This window comes from Vibrio owensii CAIM 1854 = LMG 25443, assembly GCF_000817815.1.
Taxonomy (GTDB): Bacteria; Pseudomonadota; Gammaproteobacteria; order Enterobacterales; family Vibrionaceae; genus Vibrio; species Vibrio owensii.
In genome coordinates, this window is the sequence record NZ_JPRD01000018.1 from 1 (window position 1) to 23,192 (window position 23,192).

20 protein-coding genes are annotated in these 23,192 nt (G+C 47.4%); 8 read left to right on the forward strand and 12 right to left on the reverse strand.

Annotation, left to right across the window (positions count from 1 at the left end; translation table 11 throughout):
• Positions 1–33: 33 nt before the first annotated feature.
• Positions 34–912, reverse strand: a complete 879-nt coding sequence (locus tag H735_RS11740) for an acyltransferase (RefSeq protein WP_020195184.1) — start codon at positions 910–912, stop codon at positions 34–36.
• 164 nt (positions 913–1,076) lie between these two features.
• On the opposite strand from H735_RS11740, the gene H735_RS11745 reads away from it, so the two are divergent.
• Entirely contained in the window at positions 1,077–2,033 is a 957-nt protein-coding gene (locus H735_RS11745; RefSeq protein WP_020195185.1) for a DUF2860 domain-containing protein, read from the forward strand.
• 45 nt (positions 2,034–2,078) lie between these two features.
• Here H735_RS11745 and H735_RS11750 read toward each other — a convergent pair whose 3' ends face one another.
• Positions 2,079–3,602 carry a YifB family Mg chelatase-like AAA ATPase gene (locus tag H735_RS11750; RefSeq protein WP_020195186.1) on the reverse strand — a complete coding sequence of 508 codons (1,524 nt, stop codon included), beginning with the start codon at positions 3,600–3,602 and terminating at the stop codon, positions 2,079–2,081.
• A 462-nt stretch (positions 3,603–4,064) separates the two neighbouring features.
• Here H735_RS11750 and ilvG point away from each other — a divergent pair, with 462 nt between their 5' ends.
• Genes ilvG through ilvA form a run of 5 tightly spaced genes read left to right on the forward strand, consistent with a single transcriptional unit; the run spans position 4,065 to position 10,365 of the window.
• Positions 4,065–5,711 (forward strand): acetolactate synthase 2 catalytic subunit, encoded by a 1,647-nt coding sequence (gene ilvG, locus H735_RS11755; RefSeq protein ID WP_020195187.1) that lies wholly within the window; start codon positions 4,065–4,067, stop codon positions 5,709–5,711.
• Between the two features lie 11 nt (positions 5,712–5,722).
• Positions 5,723–6,007: an acetolactate synthase 2 small subunit gene (gene ilvM, locus H735_RS11760; protein ID WP_005440786.1), complete on the forward strand. Its 285-nt coding sequence runs from the start codon at positions 5,723–5,725 to the stop codon at positions 6,005–6,007.
• Positions 6,008–6,019: 12 nt separating this feature from the next.
• On the forward strand, positions 6,020–6,958 hold the full coding sequence (gene ilvE / locus H735_RS11765) for a branched-chain-amino-acid transaminase (RefSeq protein WP_009708024.1): 939 nt from the start codon (positions 6,020–6,022) through the stop codon (positions 6,956–6,958).
• Positions 6,959–6,971: 13 nt separating this feature from the next.
• Entirely contained in the window at positions 6,972–8,813 is a 1,842-nt protein-coding gene (gene ilvD, locus H735_RS11770; protein WP_020195188.1) for a dihydroxy-acid dehydratase, read from the forward strand.
• Between the two features lie 4 nt (positions 8,814–8,817).
• Positions 8,818–10,365, forward strand: a complete 1,548-nt coding sequence (gene ilvA / locus H735_RS11775) for a threonine ammonia-lyase, biosynthetic (RefSeq protein ID WP_020195189.1) — start codon at positions 8,818–8,820, stop codon at positions 10,363–10,365.
• Positions 10,366–10,414: 49 nt separating this feature from the next.
• Here ilvA and H735_RS11780 read toward each other — a convergent pair whose 3' ends face one another.
• Both H735_RS11780 and punR read right to left on the reverse strand, forming a co-directional pair.
• Positions 10,415–12,094, reverse strand: a complete 1,680-nt coding sequence (locus H735_RS11780; protein ID WP_020195190.1) for a sensor domain-containing diguanylate cyclase — start codon at positions 12,092–12,094, stop codon at positions 10,415–10,417.
• 88 nt (positions 12,095–12,182) lie between these two features.
• Positions 12,183–13,088 carry a DNA-binding transcriptional activator PunR gene (punR, locus tag H735_RS11785; protein ID WP_020195191.1) on the reverse strand — a complete coding sequence of 302 codons (906 nt, stop codon included), beginning with the start codon at positions 13,086–13,088 and terminating at the stop codon, positions 12,183–12,185.
• 153 nt (positions 13,089–13,241) lie between these two features.
• Here punR and punC point away from each other — a divergent pair, with 153 nt between their 5' ends.
• Complete coding sequence (punC, locus tag H735_RS11790) at positions 13,242–14,447, forward strand: purine nucleoside transporter PunC (protein WP_020195192.1); 1,206 nt, start codon at positions 13,242–13,244, stop codon at positions 14,445–14,447.
• 91 nt (positions 14,448–14,538) lie between these two features.
• Here punC and H735_RS11795 read toward each other — a convergent pair whose 3' ends face one another.
• Positions 14,539–15,315: a transporter substrate-binding domain-containing protein gene (locus H735_RS11795; RefSeq protein WP_020195193.1), complete on the reverse strand. Its 777-nt coding sequence runs from the start codon at positions 15,313–15,315 to the stop codon at positions 14,539–14,541.
• A gap of 122 nt (positions 15,316–15,437) precedes the next feature.
• Here H735_RS11795 and H735_RS11800 point away from each other — a divergent pair, with 122 nt between their 5' ends.
• The gene (locus H735_RS11800) at positions 15,438–16,178 is read left to right on the forward strand and encodes an amino acid ABC transporter permease (RefSeq protein WP_020195194.1); all 741 of its coding nucleotides are present in this window, start codon (positions 15,438–15,440) and stop codon (positions 16,176–16,178) included.
• A gap of 87 nt (positions 16,179–16,265) precedes the next feature.
• Here H735_RS11800 and glmU read toward each other — a convergent pair whose 3' ends face one another.
• The 7 genes from glmU to atpF all read right to left on the reverse strand — a co-directional run bounded on the left by glmU (position 16,266) and on the right by atpF (position 23,141).
• Complete coding sequence (glmU, locus tag H735_RS11805; protein WP_020195195.1) at positions 16,266–17,627, reverse strand: bifunctional UDP-N-acetylglucosamine diphosphorylase/glucosamine-1-phosphate N-acetyltransferase GlmU; 1,362 nt, start codon at positions 17,625–17,627, stop codon at positions 16,266–16,268.
• A 149-nt stretch (positions 17,628–17,776) separates the two neighbouring features.
• Positions 17,777–18,199: a F0F1 ATP synthase subunit epsilon gene (locus H735_RS11810; protein ID WP_005429758.1), complete on the reverse strand. Its 423-nt coding sequence runs from the start codon at positions 18,197–18,199 to the stop codon at positions 17,777–17,779.
• An 18-nt stretch (positions 18,200–18,217) separates the two neighbouring features.
• Positions 18,218–19,621 (reverse strand): F0F1 ATP synthase subunit beta, encoded by a 1,404-nt coding sequence (atpD, locus tag H735_RS11815; protein WP_005451025.1) that lies wholly within the window; start codon positions 19,619–19,621, stop codon positions 18,218–18,220.
• Between the two features lie 35 nt (positions 19,622–19,656).
• Complete coding sequence (gene atpG, locus H735_RS11820) at positions 19,657–20,523, reverse strand: F0F1 ATP synthase subunit gamma (RefSeq protein WP_005440806.1); 867 nt, start codon at positions 20,521–20,523, stop codon at positions 19,657–19,659.
• 44 nt (positions 20,524–20,567) lie between these two features.
• Positions 20,568–22,109, reverse strand: a complete 1,542-nt coding sequence (gene atpA, locus H735_RS11825; RefSeq protein ID WP_009708033.1) for a F0F1 ATP synthase subunit alpha — start codon at positions 22,107–22,109, stop codon at positions 20,568–20,570.
• A gap of 13 nt (positions 22,110–22,122) precedes the next feature.
• Positions 22,123–22,656, reverse strand: coding sequence for a F0F1 ATP synthase subunit delta (gene atpH / locus H735_RS11830; protein ID WP_005440809.1), 534 nt, complete (start codon positions 22,654–22,656; stop codon positions 22,123–22,125).
• A gap of 14 nt (positions 22,657–22,670) precedes the next feature.
• Complete coding sequence (gene atpF, locus H735_RS11835; protein ID WP_005451032.1) at positions 22,671–23,141, reverse strand: F0F1 ATP synthase subunit B; 471 nt, start codon at positions 23,139–23,141, stop codon at positions 22,671–22,673.
• Positions 23,142–23,192 lie beyond the last annotated feature (51 nt).

A 23,192-nucleotide genomic window follows, 5' to 3' on the forward strand; every position in this document is an offset into this window, starting at 1 on the left:
ACTGATCGGCATTAGAGCACATTGCTCCCCTTTCTATTTATGAATCTCTTGCAGCACTTGGTCTTTCTCTTGCCAAACATCGCCTAACCATTGTTGAAACTGGCGTTTGTATGGCTTGTCATTGAAGTAATCACCTAACACTCGCTCATCGACTGGCAGAACCTTCACTCGCACCACAATTTTGGTCATACGCCCCATCAGCATATCTTTAAAGGGTTTATTGGTGTTTTCTGGGTACGCTAAGGTCACATCGATGATGTTCTCAAACTGCTCCCCCATGGCCGCTAACGTATAAGCAATACCACCAGATTTAGGTTGCAACAAATGTTGATAACCCGCTCGGCTCTTACGTTGCTTATCTTGGGTAAAGCGTGTGCCCTCTACATAGTTCACCACTGTGGTTGGCGTATGTTTAAATTTGGCACATGAACGGCGCGTGGTTTGCAGATCTTGCCCACGTTTGTCTGGATTACGAAGCAAATACTCTCGCGAATAGCGACGCATGAACGGCATATCTAACGCCCAACATGCCATTCCGATAAAAGGCACATATAATAGCTGCTGCTTGAGGAAAAATTTTGGCATCGGAATGCGATCTTTAAACACGCAACACAGTACAACAATGTCAGTCCAACTAAGATGATTACTGATCAGTAAGTACCAGCCATCTTTCTTCAGGTTTTCACCGCCTTGAACGTCCCATTCAACGCGATTAGAGAGCGCAAGAATACCGGCGTTGACCGTTGCCCACACCCACATCATTTTGTTGGCAGCCTCGGTGCCTTTGGCTTTGAACTTCGCAGTTGGAAGCAACAGCTTAAAAATGGCGATGATACAAATTGCGATGGAACAAACCGCAGAATTTATAATCACAAAAGAAGCGTTAAAAATGAGTAACAAATATGCCAACATGGTAACCAATCAGTAACTATAGCGCGTGAGTAATAAAACAGCGTGTAATTATACGAATCCGTTGCCACATTGAAACATTTGTAAGAATGGTCAGATTTGTTTCACTGTAAAACTGGACCAACGCTCAAATAACATCTTTCATTCGACAAACAAGGAGAAAGCGAATGAATCCAAGGCTAACCTTACTGCCTTTGGCCTTTATCGTCAGTTCAGCACAAGCTCAACTTGCAGAAACAGCAGGTTTTAGCGGTGAGATTTCGTTGAACGCAGGCTTCATCTCATCAGAATCCAACTTCAATACAGACAGCAACAGCACTATCACATCATTGAATCAGCGTGCCGAAAGTGATGAATCTTTTATCGTTGCACCGCTAGGCAGTGCAGCGTATACCTTTGGTAACAAACTCAATCACCAAGTGTATGCCGGTACCACTCGTTCCGACATCGCGATCGGTACTCTCGCCTTCCAACTTGGTTACAAATACCAACTGGCTTCGGGCACTGTGCTCGACTTTTCCTACTTACCAACCATCTTGGAGGGAGAAACTTGGCAAGATCCGTACTTAACGGGGCAATCGAGAAACACCACCGATGAAGGCGGCAATGCGTTTCGTCTCCAAATCAATCGCTTCTTAGACGACAACTTTAATCTTGATTTGGCGTACGCAGATAAAGACGTAGAAAAAGATACCGTGACCGATTCATCTTTGCTGCGTGATGCAAAGATCTACCACATCAAAGGCGACTACCGTATCCCGCTTAGCCGCACGTCGATGCTGCAACCTGCATTTACTTATGTCTATCAAGATGCAGATGGCGAAGCGGAATCCTTCGACTCTTACCGATTCGAATTAAGTTGGTTCCAGTTCGTGAATCGCCATCGTTTTGCAGTTACGGCAGGTTACACGCTGAAAAACTACGAAGCAGCCAGTGACACATTCGATAAGACGCGTGATGACGGTAAGCTCAGTTTGTTTGCGGCCTACGAGTACAAGAATGTATTCGATTGGCAAAACTGGTCACTCATCTCTCTGGCAGGTTACGGGAATAACGATTCCAACATCACCTTCTACGATGAGAAAGAATACCTGCTGTCTGTCGGTTTGAACTACGGCTTCTAGACACGTTAATCGCAGTGAGCAAAACCGCTCACTGCGATTTCTTCCTTATACCGCTTGAGCCGTCAACTGCTTGAGCAACCTATCCATTGCTCGATAACCCAAAGCTTCTGCCAGATGCGTTCGTTCAATTTGTGGTGAGCCTTCCAGATCAGCAATAGTACGCGCGACTTTGATGATACGATGGTAAGCACGAATCGATAATCCAAGACGATGCAGCGCATTTTCTAAAAACTCAGCGTCGCTTTTTTGCAGCGGGCAAAAGGCTTCAATCTCTCGACTTCCCAATAAAGCATTCACTTTACCACTGCGTTGCACCATGCTTTCTCTGGCCTGATTGACTCTTTGCTTAACCGCAGCGGTAGGCTCTCCTCGATCGCCACCTTCAGCAAGTGTACCTTTTGGCAATGCGGGAATCTCTAACGACATATCAAAGCGATCAAGAAGCGGGCCTGATAACCGACCAAGGTAACGCAGGATGGCTTGCGGGTTTGTCCGAGCTTGATTGCCCTCGTAGTACCCTGTCGGGCTTGGGTTTAATGCACCAACCAATTGGAATCGAGCCGGAAAACGGGTTTTACCCTGCGCTCGAGAGATAATGATTTCACCAGACTCCAATGGCTCACGTAAAGAGTCGAGCACTTTACGGTCAAACTCCGGCATCTCGTCGAGGAACAGCAACCCATTGTGTGCTAATGAAATCTCACCCGGTCTAGGCACAGAGCCGCCCCCCACGAGCGCTGCCATTGAGCTAGAATGATGCGGCGCGCGAAACGGTCGCGTCTTCCAGTTATGTTCATTAATTTCACTTTGGGTCAGTGATGCCACAGAGGCGGTTTCCATTGCCTCTTCAACATTCATCTCAGGTAACAAGTCACACAGGCGTGATGCCAGCATGGTCTTTCCCGTACCCGGTGGACCAAGAAATAATAGATTGTGATTGCCTGCAGCAGCGATCTCTAGAGCGCGTTTGCCTTGCTGTTGACCGATGATGTCTTGCAAATCTCGGCTGTGTTTTTTGATCTCTTTTTTCTTCGGGGTTTGATACAAATTCAATTGATGTTGGCCACACAACTCAGCACAAACTTCCAATAGCGATTGAGCAGATTTGTGCTGCTCTTTGCCGACAAGTGCCGCCTGATCACCATTGGCATGAGGCACCACTAAACGGCGCTGCTTTTTGTTCGCAGCCAACGCAGCGGGCAGCACGCCTTTTACAGCTCTTAATCCGCCAGAAAGGGCTAATTCACCAACAAATTCGTAGTTTTTGAGCTTATCTGTCACGATTTGTTCTGAAGCTGCCAAAATCCCTAATGCAATCGGCAGATCGAAGCGTCCACCTTCTTTGGGCAGATCCGCAGGTGCTAAATTTACCGTAATTCGCTTGGCAGGGAATTGAAAGTTGGAATTAACGATCGCACTGCGGACGCGATCTTTCGATTCTTTTACTGTCGTTTCCGGTAGACCCACTAGCGTAAAGCCCGGCATCCCATTACTGATGTGGACTTCCACACTTACCGACGGCGCTTGCACACCCACACTTGCTCGACTATGAATGATTGCCAGCCCCATAATTTCCTCAAATTTTTGTACGTTATATAACCAGATGTTTTCTATATGGATATGTTATATAGCCTGTCCAGATTGGTACTTAATGTGAAAAAAGAATGACTTTTTGCTTGTCATGCAGCAGATTTGTGTGTTACCACTAGTGACGCAAACATTTTCGTAGAACATTACACAATACTTATTAACGAAAACAGAACGACAGACAGATGAACTTATTCGCTCACATCAACTCACTGCTAGCCCTGATTATCGTGGTCATTATTGGCACCGCGCGGGGGATTGTGGGCGAAAGATAACCACAAATTACAAAAAACCCCCGCACTGAGAAGTCCGGGGGTTTTTTTACAACTACAAGTTGTCATCTGTCTAACCCTTAGACAGCTTAACGGGAAGAATGGGAGTGCACATGAAGTGCAAAACACATGGCGATAGCTACGAGCCACAACGTAGCAAAGGAGGTTTACGATGACCGGTGCAGAACTAGTCGTAGCCGCTTTAAGACAGCAAGGCATCGAGACGGTGTTTGGGTATCCTGGTGGAGCCATCATGCCAATCTACGATGCGTTGTATGACGGAGGTGTTGAACACATCTTATGCCGTCATGAGCAAGGGGCTGCAATGGCCGCCATCGGGATGGCTCGAGCGACGCAAGACGTTGCCGTTTGTATGGCCACTTCAGGCCCAGGCGCCACCAACCTTGTTACTGGCCTTGCCGACGCCTTCCTCGATTCCGTTCCTCTAGTAGCCATCACAGGTCAGGTTGCTAGCTCTCATATCGGTACCGACGCATTCCAAGAAATGGATGTGATCGGAATGTCCCTAGCCTGTACCAAGCACAGTTATCTAGTGACTGAGATTGAAGACCTTGCCCCAACGCTAGCCGAAGCGTTCGAAGTAGCAAAAACAGGTCGACCTGGCCCGGTGATTGTTGATATCGCCAAAGACGTTCAGCTTGCTCAAGCGCCAACCGAATTACTGCCTCCTTTTGTTCCACCAGCTGCACCTTTAGTCACTGCTGCTGATATCCAGCGCGCTCAAGAAGTGCTTGCCGCTTCAACTCGACCAGTTCTATACGTTGGTGGTGGCGTACAAATTGCCAAAGCGACAGACTCAGTACGCGAGTTCCTACGTTTAAACCCAATGCCAGCGGTAAGCACGCTAAAAGGTTTGGGCACCATTGAACGCCACGACCCGCACTACTTAGGCATGCTGGGCATGCATGGCACCAAAGCCGCAAACCTAGTGGTTCAAGAATGTGACCTTTTGATTGTAGTTGGAGCACGTTTTGATGACCGCGTGACAGGGAAGCTCGACACGTTTGCACCGCATGCGAAAGTAATCCATATCGACATCGATGCGGCTGAAATCCATAAGCTTCGCCACGCCAATGCACCACTGCGTGGCGAAATCAGCAAGATTCTTCCTCAATTAGAGCTGACTCAAGACATCACCCCTTGGGTACATCACAGTGAGAGCCTGCGTAGCGGATTCAAATGGCGTTACGATCATCCGGGCGAGTTGATCTACGCTCCGCTGCTACTTAAACAGTTGTCAGACATGATGCCGGATAGCTCAATTGTCTCGACCGACGTAGGTCAGCATCAGATGTGGGCAGCACAACATATCCAACCACGCGATCCACAAAACTTCATCACTTCTGCTGGCCTTGGCACTATGGGCTTTGGCTTACCAGCGGCGATGGGCGCTGCAGTCGCACGTCCTGATGATCAGTCTATCCTTATTACAGGTGACGGTTCATTTATGATGAACGTGCAGGAATTGGGCACGCTGAAGCGTCGTCAGATTCCAGTGAAGATTGTCCTTCTTAATAACCAACGTCTTGGCATGGTTCGCCAATGGCAGTCGCTGTTCTTTGACGGCCGCCACAGCGAAACCATTCTTGATGACAACCCAGACTTCGTAATGCTTGCCAAAGCGTTCGATATCCCGGGCAAAACCATCACCAAGAAAGAAGAAGTCGAACCGGCTCTCAAAGAGATGCTAGAAAGTAAGACTTCTTACATGCTTCACGTTTTAATCGACGAAGAAGAGAACGTGTGGCCACTTGTACCACCTGGTGCATCAAACAGTGATATGTTGGAAAACACTTAGGAGACAATCGCATGGACAGATATTTACTCGACATCAAAGCCGACGATAAACCGGTATTGTTGGAGCGCGTTCTTCGTGTGATTCGTCACCGAGGCTTTGTGATCAAACAAGTCGCGGCTACCCAAAACCACGAAAGCAAAGTAGCCAGCGTAGAGATCATCGTCGACAGCGATCGACCTATCTCGTTTTTGGTCAATCAAATTGAGAAGTTGTGGGACATTCGCACCGTTGAGGTACTTAAGATCCGCAACGATGAACTCCCAAATCACAACTTACAACAACACGTGAGTGCATAAGGAAGGCAATAAATGGCAACGAAAACTGCAGATTTCATTTGGTTTAATGGCGAGATGGTTCCGTGGGCAGAGGCGAACGTTCACGTTCTGACTCACGCAATGCACTACGGCACCTCTGTATTTGAAGGCGTACGCTGCTACAACACGCCAAAAGGACCAATTGTCTTCCGTCACCGTGAGCATGCACAACGTTTGAAAGACTCTGCCAAGATTTACCGCTTCCCGATTCCATATACAGTGGAAGAAATCATGGAAGCAACACGCGAAACCCTTCGCCAGAACAAACTCGACAGCGCTTACATTCGTCCATTGGGTTTTGTCGGTAATGTTGGCTTGGGCGTGTGCCCACCTGTTGGTACTGAGATGGACCTGATCATTGCCGCATTCCCTTGGGGCTCTTACCTAGGTGAAGAAGCGCTAGAAGCTGGGGTTGATGCCATGATCTCTAGCTGGAATCGAGCTGCGCCTAACACCATCCCAACGGCAGCTAAAGCAGGCGGTAACTACCTATCTTCACTGCTCGTTGGTGGTGAAGCCCGTCGTCACGGCTATGACGAAGGTATCGCACTGAGCGTAGATGGTTACCTATCGGAAGGCGCTGGTGAAAACATCTTTGTTATCAAAGACGGCGTGATCACCACACCACCAGCAACGAGCGCGATTCTGCCGGGCATCACTCGCGATTCGATCATGACTATTGCGCGCGATAAAGGTTATGAAGTACGCGAAGCTAATATTGCTCGTGAAGCGCTTTACCTTGCCGATGAAGTCTTTATGACAGGTACCGCAGCTGAAGTTGTACCAGTCGCAACTATCGACAAGATTGAAGTGGGCACCGGTAAACGCGGCCCAATCACTAAAGAACTACAAGCGGCCTACTTTGGCCTATTTAACGGCACCACGGAAGATAAGTGGGGCTGGTTAGACTATGTGTACCCAGAACAGAAGTAAGAAGGATTAGGAAATGCCAAAATATAGATCAGCAACCACAACACATGGTCGTAACATGGCGGGTGCACGAGCACTATGGCGTGCAACGGGTGTGAAAGAAGAAGACTTCGGTAAACCAATCATCGCCGTCGTAAACTCGTTTACTCAATTTGTTCCGGGTCACGTACACCTAAAAGACATGGGTCAGCTTGTAGCACGTGAAATCGAAAAAGCCGGCGGCATCGCAAAAGAATTCAACACCATCGCGGTTGATGATGGTATCGCAATGGGTCACGGCGGCATGCTGTACTCACTACCTTCACGCGAACTGATCGCAGACTCAGTAGAGTACATGGTCAACGCGCACTGTGCCGATGCCATGGTATGTATCTCTAACTGTGACAAAATCACTCCGGGAATGTTAATGGCATCTATGCGTCTTAACATCCCTGTTATCTTTGTTTCTGGTGGTCCAATGGAAGCGGGTAAAACCAAGCTTTCTGATCAGATCATCAAGCTAGACCTTGTTGATGCAATGATCCAAGGCGCGGATCCAAAAGTATCTGATGAGCAAAGTGAGCAGATCGAACGTAGCGCATGTCCAACGTGTGGATCGTGTTCAGGCATGTTCACTGCAAACTCAATGAACTGTCTAACGGAAGCACTGGGTCTTTCTCAGCCGGGTAACGGTTCTATGCTAGCAACGCACGCTGACCGTGAACAACTGTTCCTCAATGCAGGTCGTCGTATCGTTGAACTGACTCGTCGTTACTACGAGCAAGATGACGAATCAGCACTGCCTCGCAACATCGCTACGTTTGATGCGTTCGAAAACGCGATGGCACTGGATATTGCAATGGGTGGCTCGACCAACACCATTTTGCACCTACTGGCAGCAGCGCAAGAAGGCGAAGTGGATTTCGATATGGAAGATATCGATCGCTTGTCTCGCCAAGTACCACACTTGTGTAAAGTGGCACCATCTACCCAGAAATATCACATGGAAGACGTGCACCGCGCTGGTGGCGTAATGGCGATTCTTGGTGAGCTTGACCGTGCAGGTCTACTACACAATGATGCACGCACCGTACTTGGCCTTTCGATGAAAGAGCAGCTGGCAAAATACGACATCATCCAAACTGAAGACGAAGACGTACTTAAGTTCTACCGCGCAGGCCCTGCGGGTATTCGTACTACTCAAGCGTTCTCACAAGATTGCCGCTGGGATCGCCTTGATGACGACCGTGCAGAAGGTTGTATTCGCACCAAAGAAAATGCCTTTAGCCAAGAAGGTGGCCTAGCCGTTCTATCAGGCAACATCGCACTGGATGGTTGTATCGTTAAGACTGCAGGTGTTGATGAGAGCATTCATAAGTTCACTGGCCCAGCCGTGGTATTTGAAAGCCAAGAAGACGCCGTGGAAGGCATCTTGGGTGGCAAAGTAAAAGCAGGCGACGTGGTAATTATCCGCTACGAAGGCCCTAAAGGTGGCCCGGGCATGCAAGAAATGCTGTACCCAACCACTTACCTAAAATCGATGGGCCTTGGCAAAGAGTGTGCACTTCTGACTGACGGCCGTTTCTCTGGTGGTACATCAGGTCTGTCTATCGGCCACGCTTCTCCTGAAGCGGCAAACGGCGGTGCAATTGGCTTGGTGAAGCAAGGCGACATTATTGCGATTGATATTCCAAACCGTTCAATTTCACTTCAAGTATCTGAACAAGAACTTGCCGAGCGCCGTGCGAAACAAGACGAGTTAGGCTGGAAACCGGTAGACCGCCAACGTGAAGTTTCATTTGCACTCAAAGCTTACGCAAGCATGGCGACCAGTGCTGACAAAGGTGCAGTACGAGACAAATCTAAGCTCGAGGGCTAGCTTTATGAGTCAACCCTTTCCCTTAAAACAGGAAAACCAATCTGGTGCAGATTATCTGCGCCAGATCTTGCGTGCTCCTGTGTATGAAGTCGCGACTGTCACACCTTTGCAAGAGATGCCTCGCCTTGCTGCTCGTATTGGCAACAATGTGCAAATCAAACGTGAAGATCGCCAACCCGTGCACTCGTTCAAATTGCGCGGTGCATACAACATGGTGGCAAGCCTGTCTGAAGAGCAAAAAGCCGCAGGTGTCATCGCAGCATCTGCAGGTAACCACGCTCAAGGCATGGCGCTTTCAGGTACTAAGCTAGGCATCAAGACCACTATCGTGATGCCAAAAACCACACCAGACATAAAAGTCGATGCGGTACGTGGCTTTGGTGGCAACGTGGTGCTACACGGCAGTAACTTTGATGAGGCAAAAGCCGAGGCAGAGCGTCTATCCGAGTTAAACGGGTATACCTTTGTCCCTCCCTTCGATCATCCACTGGTGATTGCAGGTCAAGGCACCATCGGCATGGAAATGCTGCAACAAAATGGTCACCTTGACTACATCTTCGTTCCTGTCGGTGGTGGCGGTTTGGCTGCGGGTGTTGCGGTACTTGTGAAGCAGCTCATGCCAGAAATCAAAGTGATTGCAGTTGAACCTGAAGATTCGTCATGCCTCAAAGCAGCATTGGATGCTGGTGAGCCAGTGGTACTAGACCAAGTCAGCATGTTTGCCGATGGCGTCGCTGTAAAACGCATTGGCGAAGAGACTTTCCGTCTATGCCAAAAGTACATTGATGGCCATATTGCGGTCTCTAGCGATGAAATCTGCGCAGCAGTAAAAGACATCTTTGAAGACACTCGCGCCATTGCTGAGCCTTCGGGCGCACTTGCTCTGGCTGGTTTGAAAAAGTTTGCTGAGCAAAACAAACTGCAAGGTAAGAATCTAGGTACTGTACTGTCTGGTGCAAATACTAACTTCCATGGCTTACGTTATGTTTCTGAGCGTTGTGAGCTTGGTGAGAAACGTGAAGGTTTGCTTGCCGTTACCATTCCTGAGCGTCAAGGTGCCTTCTTTGAGTTCTGCAACCTCATTGGCGGCCGTGCCGTAACGGAGTTTAACTATCGTTACAATGATGACGCACTGGCGAATATCTTTGTCGGTGTTCGTTTGCAAGGCGGTCAGGAAGAGCTAGAAAACATCATTCACGACTTACGTGATGGTGGCTACCCTGTGGTTGACCTCTCTGATGATGAAATGGCGAAACTGCACGTGCGCTACATGATTGGTGGTAAGCCGTCTAAGCCGCTTAAAGAGCGCCTCTACAGCTTTGAATTCCCAGAATATCCGGGAGCGCTGCTTAAGTTCTTGAGTACACTCGGTACTCATTGGAATATCAGCTTGTTCAACTACCGTAACCACGGCGCTGACTACGGACGCGTTTTATGTGGTTTCGAGTTAGATGAAAGCGACTTAGGTCAGTTTTCTGCGCATTTGCGCGAACTTGGCTATCAATGCAAAGACGAAACAGACAACCCGTCTTACAAGTTCTTCTTGTCGTAACCTGTACCACGCAATAAAAAAATCCCTCGTTTGACGAGGGATTTTTTTATCAACTTTGAATCAACGCAATCTCTGCCGTTTCCGGCTCTGGTGCTTTGAACTCGCTGTATTGCTGATAGTTGACGACACGATCTCGGCCTTGGTCTTTCGCAAGGTACAGCGCCTTATCCGCCATCTTCACCAGTCCCTCAATATCCGAAGCCGGTTCTGGATACGTTGCCACACCAATCGACACACTTAACTGCCCTAACGACAAGCCTTTGTGCTCAAGATGCAGTGCTCGGATCTGATCAACTATATTTTGTGCATAATCGGTCGCAGACACCATATCGCAATGCGGTAGAATCACAGCCAGTTCTTCCCCACCGAGACGACACGCCGTTTCATCTTCTGACACAGTTCGCTTCAGCAATGCACTGATCTCTTTGAGCACGTAATCACCGGCATCATGGCCGAAGTTGTCGTTAAATCGCTTGAAATGGTCGAGATCGAGCATCAATAGAGACATATCTTCGGTACTGGTTGCCGAGTTGTTCACGTGTTCAGTCAGCTTTTGCTCGAAGAAGCGGCGATTGTACAAACCTGTCAGCGGATCGCTCAATGCTTGCGAGCGCAGTTTTTCTTGCAGGCTCAGGTTAGCCAATGCCAGGCCAAGGTGCTCCGCTACACTGTAAGCAAGCTGCATGGTCATCTCATCAACTTTGATATCACCTTGGCCAAAGTACAAATGCATAATGCCAATGGTGTTCCCATGCGCAGTCAGAGGAATACACAACGTTTGGTTATTCTCAACCGATGCCATGTGCTCACACGTGAGGTTATGGAAAGATTCAATCGACAAGTGACTGCGACCTTTGCGCAATGACCAGCATTCATCCGGAGCGAAAGAACGACTGCCCGGCCAACTATCTCCCCAATCAAGTTGAGTAACCAACTGGTTGCGCGAAGAACGCATCAGGGAAATACTGCCATTCACCTTGCCAAGAATACGCGGCACGATGTCTTCCACCACCATTTGCGCTTCGACTAGGTTGTTACATGCTGCCAGCATATTCGCTAGGCGATGCATTAGCTCGATTTCTAGAGTGCGTTGACGAATACGCTCGTCCTGCTTTTTCTGCTCTTCAGAGACTTTATGGATAATTTGGCGATGGCTGAAGATCGAGGTCGCGATAAGAAAACCAATACTCAACACAACCATCACACCTAGGATTGCCATTAACTCCGAAGTCATGGTTTTAAGGTGATGCATCGGTACGGACAACACGACCACAAATTCCTGAGCATCAAATTCAATCTTGCGTGAAACGTAGAATAGGTCGACCGACAGCACTTCACTAAAGCGCACATCGTAGCCAGAACCGCTTTCCCAAGCCTGAATAAACTCCGGACGATCGCCGTGACTCTCCAAGCCAATCAGAGCACGATCAGAAAGTGCTGTATCGCCTACCACCGTCCCTTGCTGATCTATCACTTGAATACGAGCGTCCGCATCCGCTTGCGTGAGATCGCCAATGTAGTCGTCGATATCTGACTCACTAGCAAAGTGAGGGTTATCTTCCTTAATTTCATAAATAACGTCAGTGAGCAATGACTCGGTAGTGCGTTGAACTGAATCATGCACAGAACGCTCAAGCGTCATATAAAAACCGTAAAGCCCCACCAACATAAACACAGACAATGCAATGATCGGTAAGATTTGCCATTTTCGATCCACTAGCTTTGACATAATCCTTCATCCTAAATTTACCGAACTTTGTTTTGATTGTTAATAAATTGACCATGTTGTCAACAGGTGTTTAAAGCAATTTCCATTTTTATGAATGTTGTAGCCAATCTCGATGCAGTTGACTTGACGAACCAAGATAATCCACCATCCATTGAATCAACTTGTGATTATCATCTTTACGCCATACCAAGCAGCATTGGCTCAATGGTTTATCATCCTGCAGCACTTTTTCCACCAGCACGCCTTCATGGATAAGAGGCATTGCAATATGGCGTGGCATGTACCCCACTCCGACCCCATTTTTTAGACATTCAATTGCGCTGTACCAGTTAGGCAGTAATAAGCGTCGCTGTTTGGGGTAGTGTCCTGTGTGGCGTTTCGGCAACACGTTAGAAGTATCATCAAGACAGATCGCCGGAAATTGACTGACAAACTCTTCAGTTAGGGTTTGTTGGCGAACACAAGGATGTGCTGGAGACATAACAAATGCCCAGTCCAACATCCCCATATCTTTGACTTCAAAATCACCACCTACCGGGATTGCTGACGTGGCTCCAACAACAATATCAGCACGCCCTTGAGCAATCGCTTCCCAAGAGCCGTTAAACACTTCCATGTTGATTTGCAGCTCTGCAAATTCAAATTCTTGATAGAAATCCTCAACCAGAGGCTTGAGCTTATCGAGCTTAACTACGTTATCCAGTGTGAGCCTGAGTGTTGATTGCCAGCCATGTGCTGCGCGTCGAGTTTGCGCTTTCACTTCCGCCATTTGTCTGAGCAGTAAGCGCGCCTCTTCGATAAACAACTCACCGGCAGGCGTTAGCTCGACTTTTCTCGGTAATCGACGAAACAAAACCACATCTAACTCTTGCTCAACTTGGCGCACACCATAACTAATTGCAGAAGGCACTTTATGTAGCACCTCTGCTGCCGCAGTAAAACTCCCCAAACGAGCAACGGTATCGAGCATTTCCAGTGAAGACTTGGAGAACATGATTTCGACCTTTCAAAAAATTTGATTAATAACTAACAATTTTAGCGTTTTATTTTCTCAAAATCGAAAAATAGAATGGCGAGGTAAATAAATCAGGGTTGGCGCCAACTGATACTGAACAAAAAATGATTAAATAATTTGATTGGTTGAATCATGAAAATATCAAAACTACAGCTTGTTTATCTAGCAGCCCTATCTATGCTCGGCTTTATCGCCACCGATATGTACTTACCAGCCTTCAAAGCGATGGAAATCGACTTTGCTACAGGTCCTGAACAAATCGCACTTTCTCTGACCGTCTTTCTTGTTGGTATGGCTTTTGGTCAGTTGATGTGGGGTCTGGCTTCAGACAAATTTGGTCATCGTAATACCCTAGCCGCAGGTTTAGCGCTGTTTACTGTTGCTTCATTCGGTCTCGCATTCAGTGAGCAAGTGTGGCAATTGTTAGCACTGCGCTTTGTACAGGCTATCGGTGTATGTGCCCCAGCCGTTATTTGGCAAGCGATGGTGATCAAACGCCACTCTAGCCAGAGCCAACAAATCTTTGCCACTATCATGCCGCTTGTAGCACTGTCTCCAGCACTAGCCCCTCAGTTAGGTGTGTTGTTGGCAAACAACTTCGGTTGGCACAGCATTTTTGTTGCATTGACACTGATGGGGGTACTGCTTGTCGTTGCGACAATGGCGCAAAAAGATGAAAAAGTAGAAGTAAAACAAACCAGCATGTCTTCAGACATCAAATCACTACTAGGTTCTAAAACTTACCTAGGTAACGTGTTTATGTTTGCTACTGCGTCTGCGGCTTTCTTTGCTTACCTAACTGGTATGCCAGAGATCATGTCTCAACTTGGCTATGAAGCAAAAGACATCGGCTTGAGCTTTATCCCACAAACTATTGCTTTCATGGTTGGTGGTTACTTAGGTAAGGTCGGCGTTCGTAAATATGGTGATGAAAAGATTCTGCGTCAGTTGATTGGCCTGTTTAGTGTTGCAGCACTGCTTATCTTCGCTGCGTCACAATGGCAACTGACCTCTATCTGGCCAATCCTAGCGCCATTCTGTTTGATTGCAGTTGCTAACGGTGCTCTTTACCCAATCGTAGTAAACCGCGCATTAGCAAGTGCTCAACAGAGTCCAGCGACGGCTGCAGGCCTACAAAACAGTCTACAGATTACCGTGAGCAGCCTATCAAGCGCACTGGTTGCAGCAATGGCGAGCCAAGCGCAAATGGTGACTGGTGTTGCGATTGTGATTTGTATGGGTGGTCTGTGGATGGGTTACATTCTGTCTAACCGTGAATTGTCTCAGCACTTTACAACTCCGGACAACGCTCGCGTAGTGAGTGAAGACGAGCTCTAATTTTTCGTCAAACTCAACCCCACTACATAATAAAGAAGAGCCGCTTAATGCGGCTCTTTGTCTTTTATCGGCGAAAGAATAAGGCAAAACCTTACATACTCTTCAAGCCCCATTTTTCAGCCGTTTGCTTAAAGAAGCCTTGAGTCTTCTTAAGCTCAACCCAGTGGTTGATGTAGTTAATCCATACTTGGTCATCTTGCGACAAGAGCATCGCAATTGGTGTTGGTTTGCGCGGCTCTTTAACTGGAACAATCGCCAACTGTTTAAACTTCTCCACCAGCGTGGCCGCTTCTACGTTTGATGTTACCGATACGTCGGCACGGCGAGCTAGTAATTCTTGGAAGTCACGCGCTGGCGCTTCAATCACAATATGCTGCGCAGATGGAAAGAAGTCTTTGACCAACTTCTCTTGAACCGTTCCCAGCGTTGCCGCTACTTTCACATCTGGCTTATCGAAGTCTGCCCAATCAGAGAATTTTGCTAGGTCTTTCTTTTGCACCACAGGCACAAACGCAAGATAGAAATACGGTTGGCTATAACCTGCTACTTTTGCACGTGACATGTTCAATGACGCGCTACCAGTAATATCGTATTTGTTTGCCGTGATACCGTTAACCAGTGTTTTCCAATCGGTCGCAACGTATTCCACCTTAACGCCCAGATCTTTAGCAAGCTCAGTGGTGACATCGATATCAAAACCACGATAACTATTGGTCGCAGGATCTTTCATCGTCATCGGGTTCCAATCCCCTGTCGTCCCGACACGCAACACACCTTTGTCCAAGATCTCTTGTAGACGACTTTCTGCATGAGCGACTTGAGCCATCGCGAGCAGACACATTCCCAACGCAAGCAACGTTTTTTTCATTTTCTATTCCCTTAAAAGAATGACGGTAGGAGATATTCCCTTTAATGATTAACCATTAGTACGGCTTCATTGATAACATAGCAGCAACAAAGGAAGTTTTTTAGTCAGTTCAGGGAGTAAATGTGAACTATCGACATCTATGCCTCGTTTCATTGCTTTTTCTCACAGGTTGCTCCGACTACCAATGGGGCTGGTATGTTCTTGATCCATCGACTGAGCAAGGGCTGACAAACATCAAGTTTCTGATCGCTGGCTTTAATGACACGATCCAAGTATCACTGCTCAGCATGCTATTTGCGATGACAATTGGTTTGATCATTGCTCTTCCCGCCCTTTCTGATTCTCCAGTGCTCAAGTGGATCAACCGAGTTTACGTAGAAGTGATTCGCTCTATTCCAGTTTTGGTATTGTTGCTGTGGGTGTATTACGGAATGCCAACGCTACTCGATGTATCCCTAAACCACTTTTGGGCAGGTGTGATTGCGCTAACCATTGCAGAGAGTGCCTTCATGGCGGAAGTCTTTAGAGGGGGAATCCAAGCCATCAGTCGTGGACAACACGAAGCAGCGGAGTCACTCGGGTTGAACTACTGGCAAAAAATGCGCTTAGTGATTCTTCCCCAAGCATTTCGCCAAATCTTACCGCCGCTGGGGAATCAATTCGTTTATATCCTAAAGATGAGTTCGTTGGTCAGCGTGATAGGTTTAAGTGACTTAACGAGACGAGCGAATGAATTAGTCGTGAATGAGTACTTACCATTAGAGATCTATACATTTCTCGTCTTAGAGTATTTGGTGTTGATTCTTTTGGTCTCTCAAGCGGTGCGCTGGCTAGAGAAACGCATGGCGATCCCAAGTCACTAAACTCTATCTTTCACAACACCAGATACAACAAAGCCGCTCATCAAGAGCGGCTTTGGTTCTTATTCTTTTGAAGTAAGCGAATTAAGCTTACTTTTTCTTAACTGGACGCTGCCAACCGGTAATTTTGCGCTCTTTCGCACGAGAGATCACAAGCTCACCCTCAGCGACATCTTTGGTTAACGTAGTACCAGCACCAATGGTTGCACCATCCGCAACTGTCACTGGCGCGATAAGTTGGCTGTCAGAACCAACGAAGACGTCGTTACCAATGATGGTCTTGAACTTGTTCGCGCCGTCGTAGTTACAAGTGATCGTACCTGCACCGATGTTAGTACGTTGGCCGATTTCTGCGTCACCTAGGTAAGTTAGGTGGTTTGCTTTAGAGCCTTCACCGATACGTGCGTTTTTCACTTCAACGAAGTTACCCACGTGAGAGTCGTTACGCATCTCTGCGCCAGGACGTAGGCGTGTGAATGGACCAACTGTACATTCTTCACCAACTGTTGCGCCTTCAATTACGCTGTATGGGCGAACGATGGTGTTATCGTCGATTTCACAGTCTTTCAGTACACAACCAGCGCCGATGACAACATTATCACCCAGTGATACTTTACCTTCGATGATTACGTTTGCATCGATTTCACAATCCATACCACATTGCAGTTCACCACGTAGGTCAAAACGTGCTGGGTCGCGCAGCATAACGCCTTGTTCTAGAAGTTTCTGTGCTTGCATTGATTGGAATGCACGCTCAAGACGAGCCAGTTGAGCACGGTCGTTAACGCCTTCCACTTCAATCGCGTTTACTGGGTGTACCGCCTCAACCGCGCGACCTTCATCGTGTGCTGCCGCGATAACGTCTGTTAAGTAGTATTCGCCTTGTGCGTTTTCATTATTTAGACCAGCAAGCCAGCGTTTCAGGTCACCACCTGTCGCCACCAGCACACCGGTATTACATTCTTTGATGAGCTTCTGCTCTTCTGTTGCGTCTTTTTGCTCGACGATCGCCACTACTGGACCATTTTTGCGAATGATACGACCGTAACCCATTGGGTTGTCTAGCATCACAGTTAGTAGTGCAATACCGCCTGTTGGTTGTGCATCTAATAGGTTTTCAATCGTTTCAGCTGAAATCAGTGGAACATCACCGTAAAGCACCAGTACTTTTTCATCGTCTTCAAACTTCGGAGACGCTTGATCAACCGCGTGACCTGTACCTAGTTGCTCCGCTTGCAGTACCCAATTAACCGGCTCTTTTGCTAGCGTTTGTTGCATTTGATCACCACCGTGACCATATACTAGGTGGATGTTTTGTGCGCCAAGACCTGTACATGTATCGATAACATGTTTTGCCATCGGCTTCCCTGCCAAAGTGTGTAGCACTTTAGGCATGTTCGAATACATACGGGTACCTTTACCCGCAGCAAGAATCACAGCACTGAATTTCATTAATAACCTATTGACGTTCTATTTTAATTGGGCGTTATTTTAAACAGCTTGAAAGGAATAGTTAATGGTGGGATGTAAATTTCCAACTAAAATTAATCAAAAAGGCGACCAAATGGCCGCCTTTTTTCATGCAACGTTGCTAATTGAGCTTAGCGACGCTTTTTGGTCAGCTCGATAACTCGTAGCTGAGCAATGGCTTTAGCCAGTTCACTGGCCGCTTGTGCGAAGTCCATGTCACCATGCTGATTCTGGATTTGCTCCTCAGCGCGGCGCTTGGCTTCTTCTGCCTTCGCTGCGTCTAGATCTTCACCACGAATCGCAGTATCAGCCAGTACTGTAGCAGTACCAGGCTGAACTTCGACCATACCACCAGAGACATAAATGAACTCTTCGTGGCCGTGCTGTTTCACAATACGCACCATACCAGGCTTAATAGCGGACAGCAGCGGAGTGTGACCGTGGAAAATACCCAGTTCACCTTCGCTACCGGTCACCTGAAACGTTTCTACACGACCAGAGAAAATACGTTTCTCAGCGCTTACTACGTCTAGGTGAAAGGTTATTGGTGCCATATCGCCTCCTAGTTAGCCTTATAGCTTCTTCGCATTCTCGATAGCATCGTCAATCGTACCGCAGTACATGAACGCTTGCTCTGGAATGTCATCGTATTCACCAGCTAGTAGACCTTTGAAGCCACGTAGTGTCTCTTTAAGAGGTACGTAAACGCCTGGGTCACCTGTAAATACTTCCGCTACGTGGTAAGGCTGAGTTAGAAAACGCTCAATCTTACGTGCACGAGATACAACTTGCTTATCTTCTTCAGATAGCTCGTCCATACCTAGAATCGCGATGATATCTTTCAGCTCTTTGTAGCGCTGAAGTGTCTGCTGAACACCACGAGCTGTGTCGTAGTGCTCTTGACCAACTACTAGTGGGTCTAGCTGACGAGAAGTCGAATCTAGTGGGTCGATCGCTGGGTATAGACCCATAGCTGCGATGTTACGGTTAAGTACAACCGTTGCATCCAAGTGCGCGAACGTTGTTGCTGGAGACGGGTCAGTCAAGTCATCCGCAGGTACGTATACCGCCTGTACAGACGTGATAGAACCTTGCTTAGTTGACGTGATACGCTCCTGTAGTACACCCATCTCTTCTGCAAGAGTTGGCTGGTAACCTACCGCAGAAGGCATACGACCTAGAAGTGCTGATACCTCAGTACCTGCAAGCGTGTAACGGTAGATGTTATCAACGAACAGAAGTACGTCACGACCTTCGTCACGGAAACGTTCTGCCATTGTTAGACCAGTCAGTGCAACACGTAGACGGTTGCCTGGTGGCTCGTTCATCTGACCGTAAACCATCGCTACTTTAGATTCTTCAGGATTCTCAACGTTTACAACGCCCGCTTCCTGCATCTCGAAGTAGAAATCGTTACCTTCACGAGTACGTTCACCAACACCAGCAAATACTGATAGACCTGAGTGTTGAAGTGCGATGTTGTTGATAAGCTCCATCATGTTAACGGTCTTACCTACACCTGCACCACCGAATAGACCGATTTTACCACCCTTAGCGAATGGACAAACCAAGTCGATTACTTTAACACCAGTTTCTAGAAGTGCTGTTTCGTTTGATTGCTCTTCGTAGCTTGGTGCTTCACGGTGAATAGAGTAAACCTCTTCTGCACCGATCTCACCACGCTCATCAATCGCGTCACCTAGGACGTTCATGATACGACCTAGAGTTTTAGTACCTACTGGTACTGAAATTGGAGCGCCAGTGTTAACCACTTCAACGCCACGACGTAAACCATCAGAGCTACCCATTACGATACAACGAACTACGCCACCGCCTAGCTGTTGTTGAACCTCAAGAACTAGACGCTCTTTAGATTCTGTAACGTTTAGAGCGTCATATACACTTGGTACTTCGCTCTGTGGGAACTCTACGTCGACTACCGCACCGATGATCTGTACGATCTTACCTGTAGCCATCGTTAATCCTCTAAACTATTTCGTTTTACCTAAGCTTAAACCGCAGATGCACCACCAACGATTTCCGATAGTTCTTGTGTGATCGCAGCCTGACGGGCTTTGTTGTACACAAGTTCTAAATCTTCAATCAAGTTGGTTGCGTTATCCGTTGCAGCCTTCATCGCAATCATTCGAGCCGCTTGCTCACAAGCAAGGTTCTCAACCACACCTTGGTATACCTGAGACTCTACGTAACGCACTAGAAGTGTGTCTAATAGAGGTTTTGGCTCAGGCTCATAGATGTAGTCCCATGAGTGCTCACGCTGCATCTCTTCGCTGTCCGATTTAGGCAAAGGTAGCAATTGATCGATCGTTGGTTGCTGAATCATAGTGTTCACAAACTTGTTGAACACCACATATAGACGATCCAGTTCACCTTCATCGTATTTCTTAAGCATTACGCCAACAGAACCGATTAGGTCTTCTAGGCTTGGGCTATCACCCAGGCCAGAAACCTGTGCCGCAACTTTTGCGCCACCATGTTTAAAGAAAGCTGTTGCTTTTGAACCAATTACAGCCAGTTCAACTTCAGCACCCTTCTCTTTCCATGATTGCATGTCTGTAACGGCTTTTTTGAACACGTTAATGTTCAAACCACCACACAGACCACGGTCTGTCGAAACGATGATGTAACCAACACGTTTAGCTTCACGCTCTTCTAGGTACGGATGACGGTACTCTAGATTTGCATTAGCCACATGACCGATCACTTTACGCATTGTTTCAGCGTATGGACGAGAAGCTTCCATTGCGTCTTGAGAACGACGCATTTTTGAAGCTGCTACCATTTCCATCGCTTTCGTAATTTTCTGAGTGCTTTTAACACTACCGATTTTATTACGTATCTCTTTTGCGCCGGCCATCGTTACTCTCCGTTAGTTGGTGGCAGAAACTGCCACCGACCTAATTACCAAGTTTGGGTTGCTACGAAGTCGTCAGTCAGTTTCTTCAACTGAGCTTCAACTTCATCGTTGTATGCACCCGTCTTGTCGATCTCAGCTGCGAATTCAGCGTATTGACCGCGAGCGTACGATAGTAGAGACGCTTCGAAATCTAGCAGTTTGCTTAGTTCAACATCTGCTAAATAGCCGCGCTCTGCCGCGAAGATTACTAGTGCTTGGTCAAATACAGACATTGGAGCGTACTGCTTCTGCTTCATTAGTTCTGTAACTTTTTGACCATGGTCTAGCTGTTTCTTCGTCGCTTCATCAAGGTCAGACGAGAACTGTGCGAATGCCGCTAGTTCACGGTACTGAGCTAGTGCAGTACGGATACCGCCAGATAGCTTCTTGATGATTTTCGTCTGAGCTGAACCACCTACACGAGATACTGAGATACCTGGGTCAACCGCTGGACGTACGCCCGCGTTGAATAGCTCAGTTTGTAGGAAGATCTGACCATCGGTAATCGAGATTACGTTAGTCGGTACGAATGCTGAAACGTCACCTGCTTGAGTTTCGATGATAGGAAGAGCAGTTAGAGAACCAGTCTTACCTTTCACTTCACCGTTAGTGAAACGCTCTACGTACTCTTCGTTTACACGAGCTGCACGCTCTAGTAGACGCGAGTGTAGGTAGAATACGTCACCTGGGAATGCCTCACGGCCTGGTGGACGTTTTAGTAGTAGAGAGATCTGACGGTAAGCTACCGCTTGCTTAGATAGATCATCGTAAACAATCAGTGCGTCTTCACCGCGATCGCGGAAGTATTCACCCATCGCACAACCTGCGTATGGCGCTAGGTATTGTAGCGCTGCAGATTCAGAAGCAGATGCAACAACAACGATAGTGTTAGCTAACGCGCCGTGCTCTTCTAGTTTGCGAACTACGTTAGCGATAGTCGATGCTTTCTGACCGATTGCTACGTAGATTGAGAAAATACCAGAGTCTTTCTGGTTGATAATCGCGTCGATCGCCATTGCTGTTTTACCAGTCTGACGGTCACCGATTACAAGCTCACGCTGACCACGACCGATTGGGATCATTGAGTCAACTGATTTGTAGCCAGTTTGTACAGGTTGGTCTACCGATTTACGGTCGATTACACCTGGTGCGATTACTTCTACAGGCGAAGTCAATTTAGCTTCGATTGGACCTTTACCATCGATAGGCTCACCTAGTGTGTTCACTACGCGACCTAGAAGTTCTGGACCAACTGGCACTTCAAGAATGCGGCCAGTACCTGTAACTTTCATGCCTTCCTTAAGGTCAGCATATGGGCCCATTACTACCGCACCAACCGAGTCACGCTCAAGGTTAAGTGCTAGTGCATAACGGCCACCCGGTAATTCAATCATTTCACCTTGCATCACGTCCGCTAGGCCGTGGATGCGGATGATACCATCGCTTACCGATACGATAGTACCCTCGTTGCGAGCTTCACTAACAACGTCGAAAGATTCGATACGCTGTTTGATTAGATCGCTAATTTCCGTGGAATTAAGTTGCATGCTCCAATCCCCATTAAGACTGCAATGCATCGCTCAGGCGGTTCAAACGACCTCGCGCTGAGTCATCGATGACTAGGTCTCCGGCTCGAATAATAACCCCACCAAGTAGGGTCTCATCTACGCTGCAATTCAGCTTCACTTTGCGTTCAAGACGCACTTCAAGTTTGCTGCCAATGTTTGCTAGCTGTTCATCAGAAAGTTCACTTGCTGAAATGACTTCAACATCGATTTCTTTCTCATGTTCTTTCTTCAATAAGAAGAATTGCTCACAAACATCTGGAAGGGCCGTTAGACGACCATTCTCAGCCATAACCTTAATCAGGTTTTGACCGTGTGCATCAACTTGTTCACCGCAAACTGCAACAAAAATCTCCGCCAATTTGTCAGCAGAGACAGAACCCGTTAGAAGTTCATTCATTTGTTCGTTTTTGGCAACTTCAGTAGCGAAAGACAACATTTGGCCCCATTGGTCCAATTGGTCTTTGTCTACAGCAAAGTCAAAAGCTGCTTTAGCATAGGGGCGTGCGATTGTAGTCATATCAGACATATGCGCCCCCAGACTTAAAGTTTTGCAGTAATGTTGTCGAGAATATCTTTCTGAGCGTCTTTATCGATAGTACGCTCAAGGATTTTCTCAGCACCAGCTACAGCCAGAGTAGCAACTTGTTTGCGCAGCTCATCGCGTGCACGATTACGTTCAGCTTCAAGTTCTGCTTCCGCTTGCGCTAGGATTTTCTGGCGTTCAGCCTGAGCTTCCTCGCGAGCTTCATCAATAATTTGAGACTTACGCTTGTTCGCTTGGTCGATGATCTCAGTTGCTGTGCGCTTCGCTTCTTTCATCTGATCAGAAGCGTTGGCTTGTGCTAGATCCAAGTCTTTTGCAGCACGTTCTGCTGCTTGAAGACCGTCAGCAATTTTCTTCTGACGTTCTTCGATCGCTTGCATCAACGGTGGCCATACATACTTCATGCAGAACCACACAAATAGTGCGAACGAGATTGCTTGACCTAGCAGAGTTGCGTTTATATTCACAACAGCTACTCCCTTTTAAGAATCAACTACAAAAATACAATTAACAGAGTT

Bases quoted from the DNA above. Each gene is read 5' to 3' on its own strand.
- H735_RS11740 (WP_020195184.1), bottom strand. From the start codon at position 912: ATGTTGGCATATTTGTTACTCATTTTTAACGCTTCTTTTGTGATTATA.
- H735_RS11745 (WP_020195185.1), top strand. From the start codon at position 1,077: ATGAATCCAAGGCTAACCTTACTGCCTTTGGCCTTTATCGTCAGTTCA.
- H735_RS11750 (WP_020195186.1), bottom strand. From the start codon at position 3,602: ATGGGGCTGGCAATCATTCATAGTCGAGCAAGTGTGGGTGTGCAAGCG.
- ilvG (WP_020195187.1), top strand. From the start codon at position 4,065: ATGACCGGTGCAGAACTAGTCGTAGCCGCTTTAAGACAGCAAGGCATC.
- ilvM (WP_005440786.1), top strand. From the start codon at position 5,723: ATGGACAGATATTTACTCGACATCAAAGCCGACGATAAACCGGTATTG.
- ilvE (WP_009708024.1), top strand. From the start codon at position 6,020: ATGGCAACGAAAACTGCAGATTTCATTTGGTTTAATGGCGAGATGGTT.
- ilvD (WP_020195188.1), top strand. From the start codon at position 6,972: ATGCCAAAATATAGATCAGCAACCACAACACATGGTCGTAACATGGCG.
- ilvA (WP_020195189.1), top strand. From the start codon at position 8,818: ATGAGTCAACCCTTTCCCTTAAAACAGGAAAACCAATCTGGTGCAGAT.
- H735_RS11780 (WP_020195190.1), bottom strand. From the start codon at position 12,094: ATGTCAAAGCTAGTGGATCGAAAATGGCAAATCTTACCGATCATTGCA.
- punR (WP_020195191.1), bottom strand. From the start codon at position 13,088: ATGTTCTCCAAGTCTTCACTGGAAATGCTCGATACCGTTGCTCGTTTG.
- punC (WP_020195192.1), top strand. From the start codon at position 13,242: ATGAAAATATCAAAACTACAGCTTGTTTATCTAGCAGCCCTATCTATG.
- H735_RS11795 (WP_020195193.1), bottom strand. From the start codon at position 15,315: ATGAAAAAAACGTTGCTTGCGTTGGGAATGTGTCTGCTCGCGATGGCT.
- glmU (WP_020195195.1), bottom strand. From the start codon at position 17,627: ATGAAATTCAGTGCTGTGATTCTTGCTGCGGGTAAAGGTACCCGTATG.
- H735_RS11810 (WP_005429758.1), bottom strand. From the start codon at position 18,199: ATGGCACCAATAACCTTTCACCTAGACGTAGTAAGCGCTGAGAAACGT.
- atpD (WP_005451025.1), bottom strand. From the start codon at position 19,621: ATGGCTACAGGTAAGATCGTACAGATCATCGGTGCGGTAGTCGACGTA.
- atpG (WP_005440806.1), bottom strand. From the start codon at position 20,523: ATGGCCGGCGCAAAAGAGATACGTAATAAAATCGGTAGTGTTAAAAGC.
- atpA (WP_009708033.1), bottom strand. From the start codon at position 22,109: ATGCAACTTAATTCCACGGAAATTAGCGATCTAATCAAACAGCGTATC.
- atpH (WP_005440809.1), bottom strand. From the start codon at position 22,656: ATGTCTGATATGACTACAATCGCACGCCCCTATGCTAAAGCAGCTTTT.